This window comes from Staphylococcus sp. HMSC068G11 (genome assembly GCF_001815825.1).
GTDB lineage: Bacteria > Bacillota > Bacilli > Staphylococcales > Staphylococcaceae > Staphylococcus > Staphylococcus epidermidis.
In genome coordinates this window covers 72,860-90,099 of record NZ_KV822056.1, presented here as the reverse complement: position 1 = coordinate 90,099, position 17,240 = coordinate 72,860, and the positions used below count along the sequence as shown (strand labels likewise).

Below are 17,240 nucleotides of genomic sequence, written 5' to 3'. Positions count from 1 at the left end.
TTAATAACTAGAGAACTCAGATTATTACTGCACATGCTAAATTTACTTTTCTAGGACAGAAAAAGCTCCAATTTCATTTTCTTGAAATTGGAGCTTTAAGTTTAATTATTTATGAAACTTTATAATCGAATATAGAGTTTAAATTGAATAGACGTGTAAATGTATTGCCTGAGTTACCTTGACTGGCACCATTTGAACTATTCGAGCTGTTTCTACTTGATGCTGAGTTAGAGCCACCATTTGATGAAGAAGATGTATCGCTACTTCCATGAACACTACGGTTAGTAGTATTATTATCAGAATGACCTGATACAGATAGACTGTCCGGTGAACTTCCTTGTACATCATTAGGCTTTTTGAAATCTTCACCATCTTTAGATGAGATACTAGACATTACATCTTCATACAAGTATTGTGGATACTCTTGTTCTGAATGACCGATAAATGAATTTGTTCCGTATTGTTTAACCTTATTGAAGCCCATCCATACCGACATAGTATATTCTGGACTGAAACCATTGATCCAAACATCTTTGGCAGCATTATCAGGTAAATTATACTTTTCGTATATTTCTTGTCCATACGTACCAGTACCAGTTTTCGCACCCATGTTTACGCCTGACACACCATGTCCATAAGCCGAACCATATGCTTTAAATGTACCTTTAAGAATTTCAGCTAACATATATGATGTATAGTCTTTCATAGCTTTGTGACTCGTATGTTCATACTCAATTGTATCTCCTTCATGAGTAACAACTTTTTGTATTGAATGCGCATTATTATAAGTACCACCATTTGCTATTGCTGCAAAAGCGGAAGCTAGTTGAGTAGGTGAGAATTCTGATGAAGATCCACCTAATACTTCTGAAGGTCCAATTTTGCCACTATAATCCAATCCTAATTTAGATGCAAATTTCTGAGGTGCATCATTACCAGCTTGACTTTTAACTTGTTGCCAAGTTTTTAAAGCTGGAATATTGAAACTTTGACGCAATGCATCATAGATAGATACTGTTCCATGACTCTTAGTATCATAGTTCTTGAATTGAGAACCATCTACCCAATATGATGATTCGTCTTGAACCTCATGATTTGTTGACCACTTCATATTTTCTATTGCAGGTCCATAAGCTAAGAAAGGTTTTAATGATGAACCAGTAGGGTGAGGATCAGTAGCTTGGTTTCTTTCAACAACATTTTTATAATTACGTCCACCTGAGATCGCAACTAATCCACCAGTTTTACTATCTAGAATTGTTGCACCAACTTGTTGGTCTTCATTCTTGTAGAAAGAACCATTGTTAATTCGATCTTGTAACGTTTGTTGAACATCTTTATCCATATTAGTATAAATTTTTATACCACTTTGAAGAACTGAACCTAAATTTTTATCCTTAAAGTACTTGTTATTCATTAATTCAGATTGAACGAAATTAACGTAAGAATCATACTCAGGATTTTTTTCATTTCCAGTGACTTGACGTTCTTTTTTAGTACGTTCAACTAAGTTAGCTTTAAGATCAATCTTCTTAGCATCCGCATATTGTTTATCATTAATACGGTTATGTTTATGCATAAGATAAAGCACAGTATCTTTACGATTATTAGCTTCCTTAGGATTGTTGTAAATGTTGTAAAGGTTAGGAACTTGAGGTAAACCAGCTAGATAAGCTTCTTCAGCTAAATTTAAATCCTTCATATCTTTGTTGAAGTAATATTTAGCGGCGGCCTTAATTCCAGTAACGCCATCCGAATAATAAATCTTATTCATGTAAACTTGGAATATTTCATCTTTGCTGTACTCTTGTTCTAATCTATAAGAAAGATAAGCTTCTTGTGCTTTACGACCGATAGATTTTTGTTGTGTCAAGAATGAGTCTTTTACAACTTGTTGTGTAAGTGTAGACGCACCTTGCGAACCAAATCCACCTGTTAAGTTTTTACCAATGGCACCAAATAAACGTTTGTAATCTAATGCTCCATGTTGGTAGAAACGGTTATCTTCAGTAGCTAAAACAGCATTTTTCATGTCTTTAGGAACATCTTTGATATTCACATGTTCATGTCGCTGTCCGTTATCAAGTGTTTTTACAAGTTCTCCGTTTTTATCGTAAATCTTTGCTGGAATTGGATCATCTAATTTTGATTCGCTAAATGCTGGAGCTTTCCACGCATAATAAGCAAACAACAAGATACCGAGTAGCAATAGAACGAAAAAGGCAATAATCATAAAACCTATAATCTTAATAATCGTTCTCTTTACATTCCTATTCTTTTTTCCATTGGACTTCCCATTGTTGTTCTTTTTAGGTTGGGAAGACCCTTTATTTTCCGTCATACGCGGTCCTCACTTTCATCTAATATCAACTTATCAACTGCCTTGAGGTAATTCAATCTTGGTTGATATTGATAAGGAATATGGTAACCATTTTTCCGAATTTCTTCAACAGTTATCGACTTTTTAATATTATTAATGTATCTTTGCCAATAGTTTTCAAATTTTGAATAGGGTAAAAGATACACTTCATCAAGTGATTTAAAACGTATCATTAAAAAGACAATTCCTTTTTGATGATATGTATTTTTCATATGTTCTACTTGATGTGCATGAATATTATTGAGTGGAAATGAAGTTTTGTTCTTAGTTTCTTTAGCTTCAAAATCAATGTAATATCCATTATAGACACCATTATAATCAGTTGTTGAAGGAGTGCGAAAATAAGCCTCATTTATTACAGCCTTACTACGTTTCGGATAGTGAACATTAACTATTTGAACCGGAGTCGGCTTTTTATGAATAACTGCTATGCCACTTTTAAGATAGAAAGTATTCGATTGTTCAATATCTTTCTCAAGTGTCATACCTCGTCCACCATATTCAATATTACTTGAAAATGGCGAACTCTTACGTCCGTCCAAAGGCTTATTTTTAGAGTATGGTTTACCATTTGGATAATTCATCATAATTCACCACACAAGTTTGTTCCTATTTTATACTAAATGATTATTTAAAATTATAAAATTAAAACAAACTATCGTATTTGAATGTATATGTCACAAAGAAAACATACATCAATCACTATTTTAACTTGCTTATGCCAATCTGTCACGATTTCTTTCATAAATGAAAGATAAATGTAATCTTCAAGTTAATAAAATTCCATAAATTTCATATTTTTTTATTTAGTATTACTAATAGAATTTAACAAACCAAAAATATCATTTTCTATATTTTTACTCTATGTATATTTCCATGACTTTCGGATTTATAATATGTTAAATTAATTAAGTAGGAGGCATCTAAATGTATCAAATCATTAAACAATTGTTAGAGGATATTGATGAAATGAATTATAGGTATCAACATGTAAAAATTAACGGCGGTTCATTCGATTTTTATAAAGATGTTGAACCCTATGTCAAAAATATTGATAATCATTTAGAGGCACTCAACTGTTACTCAAAAAGCATTACAGAAACACAATATATGAACCAACAAAAGTTAGATCTATTGATATTAAATATACAAAAGCTTTCTGTAGATTGTCATTTTCCTAGAACGAGCCGTAAATTATTTGTCGAAAAACTTAAAAGTGCCCAGTACGATTTAAAAAATATTTTATCGAATTATGTTTAGTGAGGAAAAAAATGGTTAAAACTGTTTATATTACTGGTTATAAATCTTTTGAACTGAATATCTATAAAGACGATATGCCAGAAGTATATTATTTAAAGCAATTTATAGCTCATAAATTAAAACATCTTTTAGATGAAGGTTTAGAGTGGGTATTGATACAAGGACAAATGGGTATAGAATTATGGTCTGCTGAAGTAGTGATTGAACTAAAAAAAGACTTCCCAGATATTAAACTAGGTATAATTACGCCATTTCTAGGTCATACACAACGATGGAATGATAAGAATCAAGCTAAGTATACAAATATTATACAACAAGCCGATTTTACTGAAAGCATTCATCACACTGAGTATATGGGTGCCTATCAATTTAAACAAGCAGATCAATTCATGCTTGATCATACCGATTACACTATTTTAATTTATGATGATGAACAAGAGGCAAGCCCTAAATACTTTAAGGCTATGTTAGTTGAATTTATGGAAAAAACAAACTATACTTGTGATATTGTGACGTTTGATGAACTCACTGACTTCATCAACGACTTGCAGTGGTCTCAAGATCAAAGTTTCGAATGAGGTGGAAAAAAAGATGTCAGATGTTTCATTAAAATTATCAGCGAAAGATATTTATGAAAAAGATTTCGAAAAAACTATGGCAAGAGGCTATAGAAGAGAAGAAGTAGACGCTTTTTTAGATGATATCATTACAGATTATCAAAAAATGGCGGATATGAACAATGAAGTAGTAAAGCTTTCTGAAGAAAATCACAAATTAAAAAAAGAACTTGAGGAATTAAGATTACGTGTTGCTACATCAAGACCACAAGACAATAAAAACTTTTCTTCAAAAAATTCAAGCAGTGCTTCAAATAATGTAGATATTTTAAAACGTATTTCAAACCTTGAAAAAGCAGTATTCGGTAAATAAAATTTTTACTTATTTCGTATAAATTTTATGACTTTACACTTAAAATTATGTTATAATCTCAAAAGTGATATTTCGGGTAATCGCTATAGCAATATAGAGGAAAGTCCATGCTCACACAATCTGAGATGATTGTAGTGTTCGTGCTTGATGAAACAATAAATCAAGGCATTAATTTGACGGCAATGAAATAACCTAAGTCATTTGATATGGTTAGAATAGTTTGAAAGTGCCACAGTGACGTAGCTTTTATAGAAATATAAAAGGTGGAACGCGGTAAACCCCTCGAGTGAGCAATCCAAATTGGGTAGGAGCACTTGTTTAGCGGAATTCAACGTATAAACGAGACGATTTTTACGCGAAAGTAAAAATATGTAGACAGATGGTTACCACCGACGTACCAGTGTAACTAGTACACATTATGAGTACAACGGAACAGAACATGGCTTACAGAAATATCATCACTAGTTTAGCTCTCCCATTTATGGAGAGCTTTTTTAATTGAAATCATAATTGATTTAGAATAATTTATTACAATATACACTTTACATTTATGGTTTTCCGCTTCAAAATTAAATTAATTAATACTTATAAATATTAAATTATACATATATTGATTCAATAAATTAAAAGGAGACTCGGTCATGTTTCAATTATTAGCAGTATGTCCAATGGGATTAGAAGCAGTTGTAGCTAAAGAAATACAAGAATTAGGTTACGATACACAAGTAGAAAACGGTCGTATCTTTTTTGAAGGTGATGAAAGTGCTATTGTTAGATGTAACTTATGGTTACGTACCGCAGACCGAATAAAAATTGTAATGGGTCGATTCAATGCTACTACTTTCGACGAATTATTTGAGCAAACAAAGTCATTACCATGGGAGACCGTAATTGACAAAGAAGGTAATTTCCCTGTTCAAGGGCGGAGTGTAAAATCAACATTATACAGTGTACCTGACTGCCAAGCAATTACTAAAAAGGCTATAGTAGAACGACTTAAGCATGCTCATCAAGAAAAAGGATGGCTAAGTGAAACAGGCGCCAAATATCCTGTAGAAGTAGCAATATTAAAAGATAATGTATTATTGACCATTGATACTGCTGGTTCTGGACTCAACAAGCGAGGTTATCGCATTGCTCAAGGTGAAGCACCCATTAAAGAAACATTGGCAGCAAGCCTCATTCGTTTAGCAAATTGGAATGGTAACACACCTTTAATTGATCCTTTCTGTGGTTCAGGCACCATCGCTATTGAAGCATGTCTTATTGCACAAAATATTGCTCCTGGTTTTAATAGGGATTTTGTATCTGAACAATGGAATATGATGCCACCTAATATTTATGACAAATTTCGTGATGAAGCTGATCAATTGGCTGACTATGATAAAGACATACAAGTATATGCTTCTGATATTGATCCAGAAATGATTGAAATTGCAAAACGTAATGCAGAAGAAGTTGGTCTCGGAGATATCATACAGTTCAATGTTAAAGATGTGAATACTTTGTCTATTGATACCGACATGCCTGTAGCACTTGTTGGCAATCCACCGTATGGTGAAAGAATTGGAGATCGTGAAGAAGTTGAAGAAATGTATCGTTATATAGGTACACTTTTGAAACAACATCCTCATTTATCGGCCTACATATTAACAAGTAACAAAGAATTTGAATACTTAGTTAATCGAAAAGCGACTAAAAGACGTAAGTTGTTCAACGGGTATATTGAATGTACGTACTATCAGTATTGGGGTAAAAAGCAAAGTAATAAAAATTAAATTTTACATTTTATAATACTTGTGTAATTATAGTAATTATTCAAGTACTATTTATTCGCACTCTTATCTTGACTGTAGTACAGTTAAATAGGAGTGTTTAATTTAATTAAAAAATAAGTCATATACTAAAAATGTATCATATTTTAATTAGAAAGGGGCTTTTAAATATGAAGACTGTTTTGATTGTAGGCGCAAATGGTAGAGTATCTATCGAAGCGACAAAAATTTTCCTAGAGAACTCAAGATTTAATGTTGATTTATTTTTGAGAAATGCGCATCGTATACCTGATTACGCCTCTAATAGAATTAAAGTTTATGAGGGAGACGCTAAAAATATTGAGGATTTAGAAAGTGCTTTAAACAATGTTGATGTTGTTTTTGCAAGTTTATCGGGATCACTTGATAAACAAGCTGAAACTATCGTAAAAGCCATGGATAACAAAAATGTTAAGAGACTGATTTTTGTAGCAGCTCCTGGTATTTATGATGAACTACCAGAACCATTCAATCAATGGAATAAAGAACAATTTGGCGAAAAATTGAATCGCTACCGCAAAGCATCTGATATTATAGAAAATTCAGATTTAGATTACACCATAATACGTCCAGGCTGGCTTACAGATAAAAATGAAAATGTATATGAGATCACAGCAAAGAACGAAACATTTAAAGGTACTGAAGTATCACGTAAAAGTGTAGCATCTTTAGCAGTACAAATTGCCAAAAACCCAGAACTACACTCTAAAGAAAATATTGGTGTGAATAAACCTAATACAGAAGGTAATAAACCTGCTTGGTTCAATTAGTATAAAGTTTGTATCTACATGCATGGGTTTTCAATCAATATTATGATAGAATTTGAAATAGATAAATAAGCTTAAATTTAGGGCAAGTCATCATGGCTGCCTTATTTTTTTGAATTTATTGCTAATTATCATAAAATAAATTGTACAATATTACTTAAATTCAAACAGGGGATTATCTTTCATTCAATTATAAAAACAAGATAGAATTCATTTATTATACTTCTAATATCTTTGATGAAAGTCACAATAATCATTTAGCTACAGATACTTTTCATTTAAATTTAATTTACCTTTCAAATAATTTTGAATTCTGATTTTGTTACTTTAATCAAGTAAAAATACTGTGATTTATCACTGAACTAAAGGGGTAATACTTATGGCAATAAATGAACAATTAGATACTTTATATAAATTAAAAAAAGAATTGGAAAAATCTAATAACAGACCTTTAATTAATACCATTAATCAAGTAATAAAAAAAGTTTATTTAAATCAATACACCGCAACATTTGTAGGACATTTCTCAGCTGGAAAATCAACGTTAATTAATTTGTTATTAGAACAAGATATACTACCAAGTTCTCCAGTACCAACAACGAGCAATACAGCTATCGTTTCAGTAGCCAAGGAAGACGAAATCATTGCCAACCTTACACAACAACAATATACAAAATTAAAAACGTACAACGATGTTAAACAAATGAATCGTCAAAATGTCGATGTAGAATCGATAGAAATTAATTTTCCATCAAACAAATTTAATCTAGGGTTTACATTTCAAGATACACCAGGTGTTGACTCTAACGTTGCAACGCATCAGTCGAGTACAGAGCAATTTATGTATACAAGTAACTTGTTGTTTTATACAGTAGACTATAATCATGTCCAATCAGCGTTGAACTTTAAATTTATGAAACGTATTAATGAAGCTGGTATACCAATTATTTTTGTGATTAATCAGATTGATAAACATAATGAAGAAGAAATTACATTTGAAACTTTTAAATCAAGAGTCGAAAAATCAATCAAAGACTGGGATATCAAACTTCAAGATACTTATTACGTTTCAAAGTTTGATCATCCACAGAATGAAATTGACAAACTTTCAAATTTTCTAGTATTTATGGATCAACATCGTGAATCAACAGAAGACTATGTTAATAGAACAATTCAATTCATTACCGACGCACAATACATATACATTCAAAATGAAATGCAATCTATTCTTGACACCCTTCAAATTAATGAAGAACAATTCGAGGAAGCATATATTCAATTTCAACAAAATCAAGAAGTCAGCGCAGAAGCACAATTGCTCAATGACTCTAATCAATTATTTAATTATTTAAAACAGAAGCGTAAAGATATATTAGATAATGCTTATATCATGACGTACGATATGCGTGAATCTTTACGGAATTATTTAGAAAGCATGGCAACTGATTTTAAAGTGAATGGATTTTTTAATAAAAATAAGAAAAAAGAAGAAGAACAAATCAAACGACTTAATGAGGCGACCACTCAATTGCAAGAGAAAGTTAATCAACAAGTACGACAACCACTTCGTGAAGATATGTCATTTTTAACTAGATTCATAAATAAACATGCTGTGAATGAAAAAATACTAAATCAAGATTATGACGTCGTTCCGTCACTTATATCAGAGCTATATCAAACTCAAACGAGCATTAGCAACACATACGTTTTAACATTTTCAGATGAAGTTATAAAAGCTTTGAATAAAAAAATAGAAAATGAGTCAACGCCACTATTTGAAGAAGCTGTCAATCATGTACAAGTTAATGAATTATCAAGTGATGAAAATGAAGATAGGTATGAATATGATAGATACATTGAACTTAACACATTAAAGGATTCGCTTACATCCCACAACTACAAACATTACTATATCCATTTAGACGATTCTTTAGATAAATTAATTGGAAGAACAGAGACTCATTTTGAACTTAAACAAGAAAATTCGACTGCTTATCATCGTAAACATGAGACACAACATCGTAAAGAGTTTGTTACATCTAATCAAGATATTAAGCGTGCATTAGATATCTTTAAAGATGTACCATTATTTGATCGCACTAAACAAGATATCTACGATACCATTCTGAGACTCGATAATCAAATAACAAAAGTAGGTGTTTTTGGTACATTTAGCGCAGGTAAAAGCAGCTTAATCAACGCTCTACTAGGTGATAACTATTTAGTTAGTTCTCCTAATCCAACAACAGCGGCAACGACGGAATTATCATATGGTAAAGAGAGTCAAATCACATTAAAATCTAAAGAGCAATTACTAGAGGAAGTTAATCATGTACTAGAATTTTATGAAATATCGTTTAACACCTTAGACAACTTTATTGAGAGCGATTTAGAGAAGTTAAAATCGAAACTAGAAAAGAACCAACTTGCATTTATTAGTGCAATTGAGAAACATTATGAAATGTACACGTCAATGCTAGAACATTCACTTATACACACAGTATCGCTTGAAGAAATTAAAAAGTGGAGTGCCGAGGATGAGTATGCCACTTTCGTGAAAACTGTACACCTTAAGCTACCTTTAGATTGGCTTAAGGGTAAAATCATTATTGATTCACTGGGTTTACATTCCAATAATCAAAGACACACGAATGAAACTGAACAAATTCTCACTTCTTCTGACCTTATTTTGTATGTAACTTACTTCAATCATTCATTTACAGATAACGACAAAGCCTTTATCGAACATATGAAAGATATGAATCAATTAAATGAAAATCAAGCTTTTAAAATGATAATTAATGCGGTTGACCTAGCTGAAGATAAACAGGATATACAAGCCGTTGAGGATTATGTTGCAGATGCACTGGGGCAAGTTAACTTACACTCTGATATATATAGTGTTTCAAGTCGTCAAAGTTTAAATGGGAATAACATTGGCATAAATGAATTAAGAGAAAGTATACAATACTTTGCAAAGGTTGAATCCAGAACAATTTTAGAGCAGCAAATGACTTATCAATTGCAACAAATGAATAACTCCTTTAAAAACATGATTAAAGATTTTCACGATGACAACGCAAAATTATCAGCTAGACAACATAAATTAAATCATTATAAAAACCAAACCCAATTAAATCAAGAGTTGATTGATACAACTGCACAACGTACTTTTAATGAAGTAGAAGAACAAGTATATCATCTAAATGAACGGTTAAAACTACAACTCTTAGATGAGGTTAAATCAGTGTTTAATAGTCAGATGACACAAAATAACGACTTTAATGAGGAAAAGAAAATTTCAACTAAAATATATTTAGATCAAATTCATCAACGCTTATTCTTAGAGCAATCACTTATTACAGAAAGGATAAAAAAATATTTTAATTCACAACTAGAAGAACAAATCATACCAGTCATGAAAAAGTTAAATCAGATTCATGTTTTTATAAATGCAAAATTTAATGTTGAGCCATCAATCGTTGATACGGCGTTACTTCAAATTGAACTTAATTCAATGTTGCAATCACTACCAAAACAGTTAACTAAACGTAAAATAGTTAATCCAAAGTCGCAAAAGGATATTCAAGCACACATAGCTAATCAAACTCTTGAATTATTGCAAGATGATTTGAACTCATTGCGTCGACAATTAAATGATTATATCCATGAGATGACTCAACATGCCGAACATCAATTTCAAATGTTGGAGAGTTCCATTCAACAACAAATTGATGAGTTACTTTCATTCACTATCGATGATACATTAATACAACAACTAGAATTGAAAACGACACAATTAGACAATATTTTATAGTAGAAAGAAGGATTAAATATGCCTCAAAGGGTATTGCTCGTTGATGGAATGGCTTTATTATTTAGACATTTTTATGCAACAAGCTTACACAATCAATTTATGTACAATTCTAAAGGAATTCCTACAAATGGTATTCAAGGTTTTGTAAGACACATTTTTAGCGCTATCAAAGAAATCGAACCCACTCACGTAGCAGTTTGTTGGGATATGGGGCAAGAAACATTCAGAAATGAATTGTATGATGGTTATAAACAAAATCGCCCAGCACCTCCTGATGAACTTATTCCTCAATTTGATTATGTTAAAGAAATATCCCATCAGTTTGGTTTTGTAAATGTTGGTAAGCGTAATTATGAAGCTGATGATATTATTGGTAGTTTAGCTGAAACATATTCACAAGAACATGAAGTTTATATCATTACCGGAGACCGAGACTTACTCCAATGCATTAATCATAATGTAGAAGTTTGGCTTATAAAAAAAGGTTTTACAATCTATCAACGTTACACGCTTGATCGTTTCATTGATGAATACGGGCTTAATCCTCAACAATTAATAGATGTTAAAGCTTTTATGGGTGATACAGCAGATGGCTATTCTGGTGTAAAAGGGATAGGTGAAAAAACAGCAATTAAATTGATTCAAAATCATGGAACTGTCGAAAATGTAGTGAACAATTTATCATCACTAACTCCCGCTCAACAGAAAAAAATAACAAATAATTTAAATCATCTGCATTTATCAAAGTCACTCGCAGAAATATATACGAAAGTTCCAATCGAAACAGACAAACTTTTTGAAGAGATGACATATGCTCATACGCTAAATGAGATTTTATCCATTTGTAATGAACATGAACTATACGTTTCAAGTAAATACATTGCAAGTCACCTCTAACCATAAACCAATGAACATTTCATTTAGATATTGTTCATTGGTTTTTTTAATATCAATTAGCATCTCCATCAAAAATATAAATATTTTATTAAAACTTCGTGAATTAATTTCACAAAGTTATCTTAAAGTGATATTATTGTTTAGAACAAATAAATTGTTGTTCAAAACGCTATTGTGATAAATGAAGAGCAAACCGAAATCAAACGGTCGGAACATCTGCTCTTTTTTATTGAGCAAATGTATAAGTTATTCATTGTCAAAATTATCAACATTAAATACGTATAATTTTCAAATCACATCAAACAACAAAGAAAAAACATCAAGAATAGGAGTGGCAATAGCTTTGAATAATCGTGATAAATTACAAAAATTTAGTATCCGAAAATACGCAATTGGAACATTTTCTACGGTGATTGCAACACTTGTGTTCATGGGTATCAATACAAACCATGCAAGTGCCGACGAGTTGAATCAAAATCAAAAGTTAATTAAACAATTAAATCAAACAGATGATGATTCGAATACGCATAGTCAAGAAATCGAAAATAACAAACAAAATTCAGCTGAGCAGACTGAATCATTACGTTCATCAACTAGTCTTAATCAAGCAAATGAACGACTGTCGGATCAAATCAAAGACCCTAATGAAACATCACAACAATTACCTACAAATGTTTCTGATGATAGTATCAATCAATCGCATAGTGAAACAAATATGAATAACGAATCATTGCAAGTTGATAGCAGTACTATGCAAGCACATAGTAAAAAAGTAAGCGATAGCGATGGGGATGCTTCTGAAAATGAACATCATAAACTAACAGAAAATGTACTTGCGGAAAGCCGAGCAAGTAAAAATGGCAAAGAAAAAGAGAATCTACAAGAGAAAGATAAACCACAGCAAGTACAGCCACCATTAGATAAAAATGCATTACAAGCTTTTTTTGACGCATCATATCACAATTACAGAATGATTGATAGAGATCGTGCGGATACAACAGAATATCAAAAAGTCAAATCTGCTTTTGATTACGTCAATGACTTACTAGGTAATAATCAAAATATTCCTTCAGAACAGCTTGTTTCGGCATATCAACAATTAGAGAAAGCATTAGAACTTGCACGTACGTTACCACAACGATCTACTACAGAAAAACGTGGTAGAAGAAGTACGAGAAGTGTTGTTGAGGAACGATCTGCAGGTCAAGATAGAGGTCGTTCTGCTTATTTGGAAGCTAAAACCGAGTATTACGTAAACCAAAATGATGATGGTTCAAGTTATCCTACTGGAACCTTTCTACATGCATCTAACAGAAGATGGCCCTATAATTTACCTGGTTCTAGAAATATTTTACACGCTTCAGATGTCAGAGGGAATGCATATATTACAACCAAACGTGTAAAAGATGGTTATCAATGGGATGTGCTATTTAATAATGCGCATAGAAACCACGACTATATGATTTATTGGTTTGGTATCCCACGTGATCAAAATCCAACTGGACCAGTAACATTAACAGTAATTAATCGCGATGGCACAAGTACTTCGAGTGGTGGCGTTGGATTTGGTTCAGGCCAACCTTTACCAACATTTTGGCAAACTGCTGGTGCAATTAAACCAGGCGTTGCTACCGATTTCAAACACGGATCTGCAAGCGGTTATCCTTTTTACGATGGCGTCAATAATTTCTATGATTTTGCTAGAGGTGGAGGATATTATTTTGACCGTGAAGGGGCCTCCTCAACAGCCGTGTATTACGGAGATCAAAACTTTGAAATGCTTAACGGTCAAAAGCTTGACCAAATTCAAGGATTAGACACAATATATAGTTTTATAGGAAGAGGAGATGCTAGTTATCGTATTTCTTTTAAAACAGAAGGTCTTCCAACAACTAGATTATATTATGCTGCAGGTGCACGTTCAGGAGAATATAGACAATCAACTAACTATAATCAGCTCTATGTCGAGCCGTTAAGAGAATATCAAGACCGTGTTGCAAATTTCATTAAAGTAAAAGATCGTACATTACATTTAGGCCGTACGAATTACACATATGATCCCGAATTAGGTAAAGATGCAAACCGAGCTATTTTGGATAGTGACGGCGATCATAATATCATTGACTATGCAGATGACCCATTAAGTTATGTTAAAAATATTAGTGATATTGTTATGGGCTTTATGCCTCCAGATGCTCCATATGATCAATCTCGTGTGTTTGGTGTGAATACTTTATATCCCAATCAAATTGAGGAATTATTCTCAAAACATAATTTAGAGGAAGCAGCACGAACAGGGAATCCAATAAGATTAATGATAGGATTCAATGCATACGATAGAAAAGGGAATCCGGAAACACTCGTCCCAGTAAAACTCTATGTAAAACCTGCTTTAAAACAAACACTTACGTATTGGCATAATGATGAAGGGAAAAGCATGGATACGTATACAGAGTCTAAGAATGCAGGCCACCCAGTTTATCAAGTAATGGCTGGTAATATCCATAATAATTCACCACAACAACAAGATATACGTATTCGTATTACTAGTAATGAACCAATCAAAGATAACGATTGGGCTATAACAAACTATCCTAGCACATTACGGTTGGAAGATGCAGTTCAACGTACGAATAATACAAATGAACGTAACTTTGCATTAGTAGGTACATTATTACCAGGTGACTATTATATAACAGTCCGTTTAGGTGATAGAGAAGATGTATTTGAAGTTCGTGCTAAACCATCACCACCTAGGATTACGACAACAGCTATTGAATTAAAAGGTAAAGCTGGACAAAAACCTAACATAGTAGTTTCAGGTTTACCACCTGTATCTAATGCTAAAGTATTATTAGTCACAGGTGGACAAAATGGTGAAACTGATGCATTCTCTGACCCATATTCTAAACCGGTGGGGTATACAGTCATTGCTAGCACAAATACCAATAGACAAGATACTGTGACGTTTCAAGCTAGTGATTATCTGCAAACTTTGCCACGAAGTGGAGAAATAAAAGCTATTACGTATATCAATGATGAAGTACAATCAAACTTTAGTAATAGTATTACTTTAATTACTGATGACGCGCCCCCTACAATTGGTGATCCAGTCGGTTTAAAATCTAAATACTATAGAGACGATACAGTCAGTTTTACTGTTCCTGTAAGCGATAACCAAGGAGGATCTGGTGTAAAGCAAGTAACGGTTGAAGGATTGCCAAGTAGTTGGACACAATCATTCGAAAAAAGCTCAAATGGTCAAACTGGGACGCTAAGAATATCAGGAACAATTAGCCATTCACAAGCTTTTAATAGTTCTATAACTTTAAGATTATCCGCTTCGGATAATGATAATAACGTAACAACTGGCAATCAAATCAAAACCATTAACATTAATGTAGGAACACTTGCAACAGATTTTCCACCTGTACCATTATCAAATGGAAATAGGGTTGTTGTAGTCAACCCTTCAAATATTAGTAGAGATGAAAATGCCATCGCCAAAGATAGACTTGCTACGCAAAATACAGGTAGAAATAATGTATTAGCTATAAGCAATACTTTTATTCCTCAGAATAATGGCAGTTTTTTAGTCAATTATAAAGATGGTTCGCAAGCTACTATGAACGAAGGAAACATTTTCACTTATGAACCTATTCGTAAAAATCAATATTCTGAAGCTAGCGTTAATGATAATAAAATAGCAACATTATATGTACCAAAAGGAAGTCGTTACACGATTAATCGTGATTTAAGAACTTATTTTGCATTAAGTAATGGACAAGATATTCCCAACACTACTTTTACTTTGATGGCAGCTAACGACACATTACCTACACCTGAGCAAATAGCACAATTCGGGGATGAAACTCATGACTATAGAATAATGGCATTCAATGCTTACAACAAAGGATCTGAAAATTTAACATTACGAATTAAAGCTATAGATATTGTTGCACCAACGGGCAATGCTAAAGTATATCGAGTGAATCCAATAACACTTACTAATGATGAAATTGAAGCTGTTAAACAAGCATTTGTAAACGCCAACCCTAAATTAAGATTACAAACTAGTAATATAGATGTTAATAATCCGACAAACAATAACGGGGTAAGTACAGTTACTGTTACAGTTCATAAAGACCAATATACAAAATCCTTTGTTTCAAACGAAAGAGATTTAAATTTCTTAAGATGGACTAACATTAGAGACAACTACACAGTAGGTTGGTCAAATTCTAAAATTGAAGGTAGAACCACTGACGAAGGATTATCATGGTCACCAGATCACAAATCAATTATTTACCGATATGATGCCACTAAAGGTACTGGTATTAATTTAAATCAAGCACTTAAACTTTTTAATGCTACAACTAATGTACCTGGGTTAAGAAACAACATTTCAGGTAACGATAAATTACAAGCTGAAGCAGGAGGAGCAGCATATTATAATATCAGCGGTTTTTCCAAAACAACGAATAGAGACGGTCAACAATCCTACACGAAAAATGGTCAATTGATACAAGTATTAGATTTAGTTGAATCTGGATCAGGTAACGGAGGAACAACTGTAAGTCATTCGAATCGAGTTTACACAGAACGTAACGCTCAAGTAGTAAATGGTACTATACCAGCTGCCAACCAAGCAGCAGAATTTGCAATTGAAAAAGTTATAAAATCAAATGATGTATCAAACGGTATCATGGGTGTCATTTATAAAGCACAATTATTCCTTACTCCATACCAACCAAAAACCTATATAGAGCGTACTGGTAGTTCAATTAATACAACTAACAATGTTTACGATGTATATTTTGTTCCTAGCGATCATGTTGACCCAACAATTCAATTAGGTGATTATTCTCACAATGAAATATTCAGTGGCGAAACTTTTAGAAATACGATGACAATAGAGGATAACTTTGGCGTACAATCTACCTCAGTTCCAAATGACAGTGCTATAAATGTAACGACAAATAACACATTCACACAATTAACTGGAACTGCACCGAACGTTAATAGTCAAACAACTAAAACAGTCAAAATTATTGCCACTGATAAAAGTAACAATCAAGCTCGTGCACAATTCAATGTAGTTATAAAGCCATTGAAGGATAAATATACTGTGACAACTAGTGCTACAAATGCGAATCCAATTCGTTTAAATAATATTCAAAATGGAGCTACATTATCATCAAGTGAAAGACAAGCGGTACTTAACTCTATAATAATAACTAAATCAGCACCTACAAGAGCGTATGCTTCCGATAGTGTTAATGAGATACGCACTAAAGAAGTTAGTCGTGTTATCAGACCAAGAAATGACGCAACAGTTATAGTTACAGTCACATATTCTGATGGCACAACAAATC

The 17,240-nt window shown here is 32.5% G+C and carries 10 protein-coding genes and 1 other RNA gene (1 of these 11 cut by a window edge); 9 read left to right on the top strand and 2 right to left on the bottom strand.

Annotated elements, in window-relative coordinates; all coding sequences use genetic code 11:
- Positions 1–109: 109 nt before the first annotated feature.
- Together HMPREF3058_RS01195 and recU are read right to left on the bottom strand one after the other, a co-directional pair.
- Positions 110–2,341: a transglycosylase domain-containing protein gene (locus tag HMPREF3058_RS01195; protein ID WP_070731054.1), complete on the bottom strand. Its 2,232-nt coding sequence runs from the start codon at positions 2,339–2,341 to the stop codon at positions 110–112.
- Positions 2,338–2,964, bottom strand: a complete 627-nt coding sequence (gene recU / locus HMPREF3058_RS01190; protein ID WP_002499428.1) for a Holliday junction resolvase RecU — start codon at positions 2,962–2,964, stop codon at positions 2,338–2,340. Before recU ends, HMPREF3058_RS01195 begins: the two co-directional genes overlap by 4 nt.
- A gap of 343 nt (positions 2,965–3,307) precedes the next feature.
- On the opposite strand from recU, the gene HMPREF3058_RS01185 reads away from it, so the two are divergent.
- The 9 genes from HMPREF3058_RS01185 to ebh form a co-directional block, all read left to right on the top strand.
- Complete coding sequence (locus HMPREF3058_RS01185; protein ID WP_002490950.1) at positions 3,308–3,640, top strand: YppE family protein; 333 nt, start codon at positions 3,308–3,310, stop codon at positions 3,638–3,640.
- Positions 3,641–3,651: 11 nt separating this feature from the next.
- Positions 3,652–4,218, top strand: a complete 567-nt coding sequence (locus HMPREF3058_RS01180; protein ID WP_002490991.1) for an SLOG family protein — start codon at positions 3,652–3,654, stop codon at positions 4,216–4,218.
- A gap of 13 nt (positions 4,219–4,231) precedes the next feature.
- A complete protein-coding gene (gpsB, locus tag HMPREF3058_RS01175) occupies positions 4,232–4,570 on the top strand; it encodes a cell division regulator GpsB (protein ID WP_002490938.1) in 339 nt (112 codons plus the stop codon).
- A 68-nt stretch (positions 4,571–4,638) separates the two neighbouring features.
- An RNA gene (gene rnpB, locus HMPREF3058_RS01170) (RNase P RNA component class B) lies at positions 4,639–5,022 on the top strand.
- A gap of 189 nt (positions 5,023–5,211) precedes the next feature.
- Positions 5,212–6,348: a THUMP domain-containing class I SAM-dependent RNA methyltransferase gene (locus HMPREF3058_RS01165; RefSeq protein WP_002446454.1), complete on the top strand. Its 1,137-nt coding sequence runs from the start codon at positions 5,212–5,214 to the stop codon at positions 6,346–6,348.
- Positions 6,349–6,515: 167 nt separating this feature from the next.
- On the top strand, positions 6,516–7,154 hold the full coding sequence (locus HMPREF3058_RS01160) for an SDR family oxidoreductase (protein ID WP_001831317.1): 639 nt from the start codon (positions 6,516–6,518) through the stop codon (positions 7,152–7,154).
- A 376-nt stretch (positions 7,155–7,530) separates the two neighbouring features.
- A complete protein-coding gene (locus tag HMPREF3058_RS01155; protein ID WP_002490964.1) occupies positions 7,531–10,968 on the top strand; it encodes a dynamin family protein in 3,438 nt (1,145 codons plus the stop codon).
- Between the two features lie 18 nt (positions 10,969–10,986).
- Positions 10,987–11,865 carry a 5'-3' exonuclease gene (locus HMPREF3058_RS01150; RefSeq protein ID WP_002490969.1) on the top strand — a complete coding sequence of 293 codons (879 nt, stop codon included), beginning with the start codon at positions 10,987–10,989 and terminating at the stop codon, positions 11,863–11,865.
- A 343-nt stretch (positions 11,866–12,208) separates the two neighbouring features.
- A protein-coding gene (ebh, locus tag HMPREF3058_RS01145; protein ID WP_070731049.1) for a hyperosmolarity resistance protein Ebh crosses the window boundary here: on the top strand, positions 12,209–17,240 show its start. Its footprint extends 25,658 nt past the window's final position; 5,032 of the gene's 30,690 nt are visible here — the first part of the coding sequence; it begins with the start codon at positions 12,209–12,211; the stop codon falls past the right edge of the window.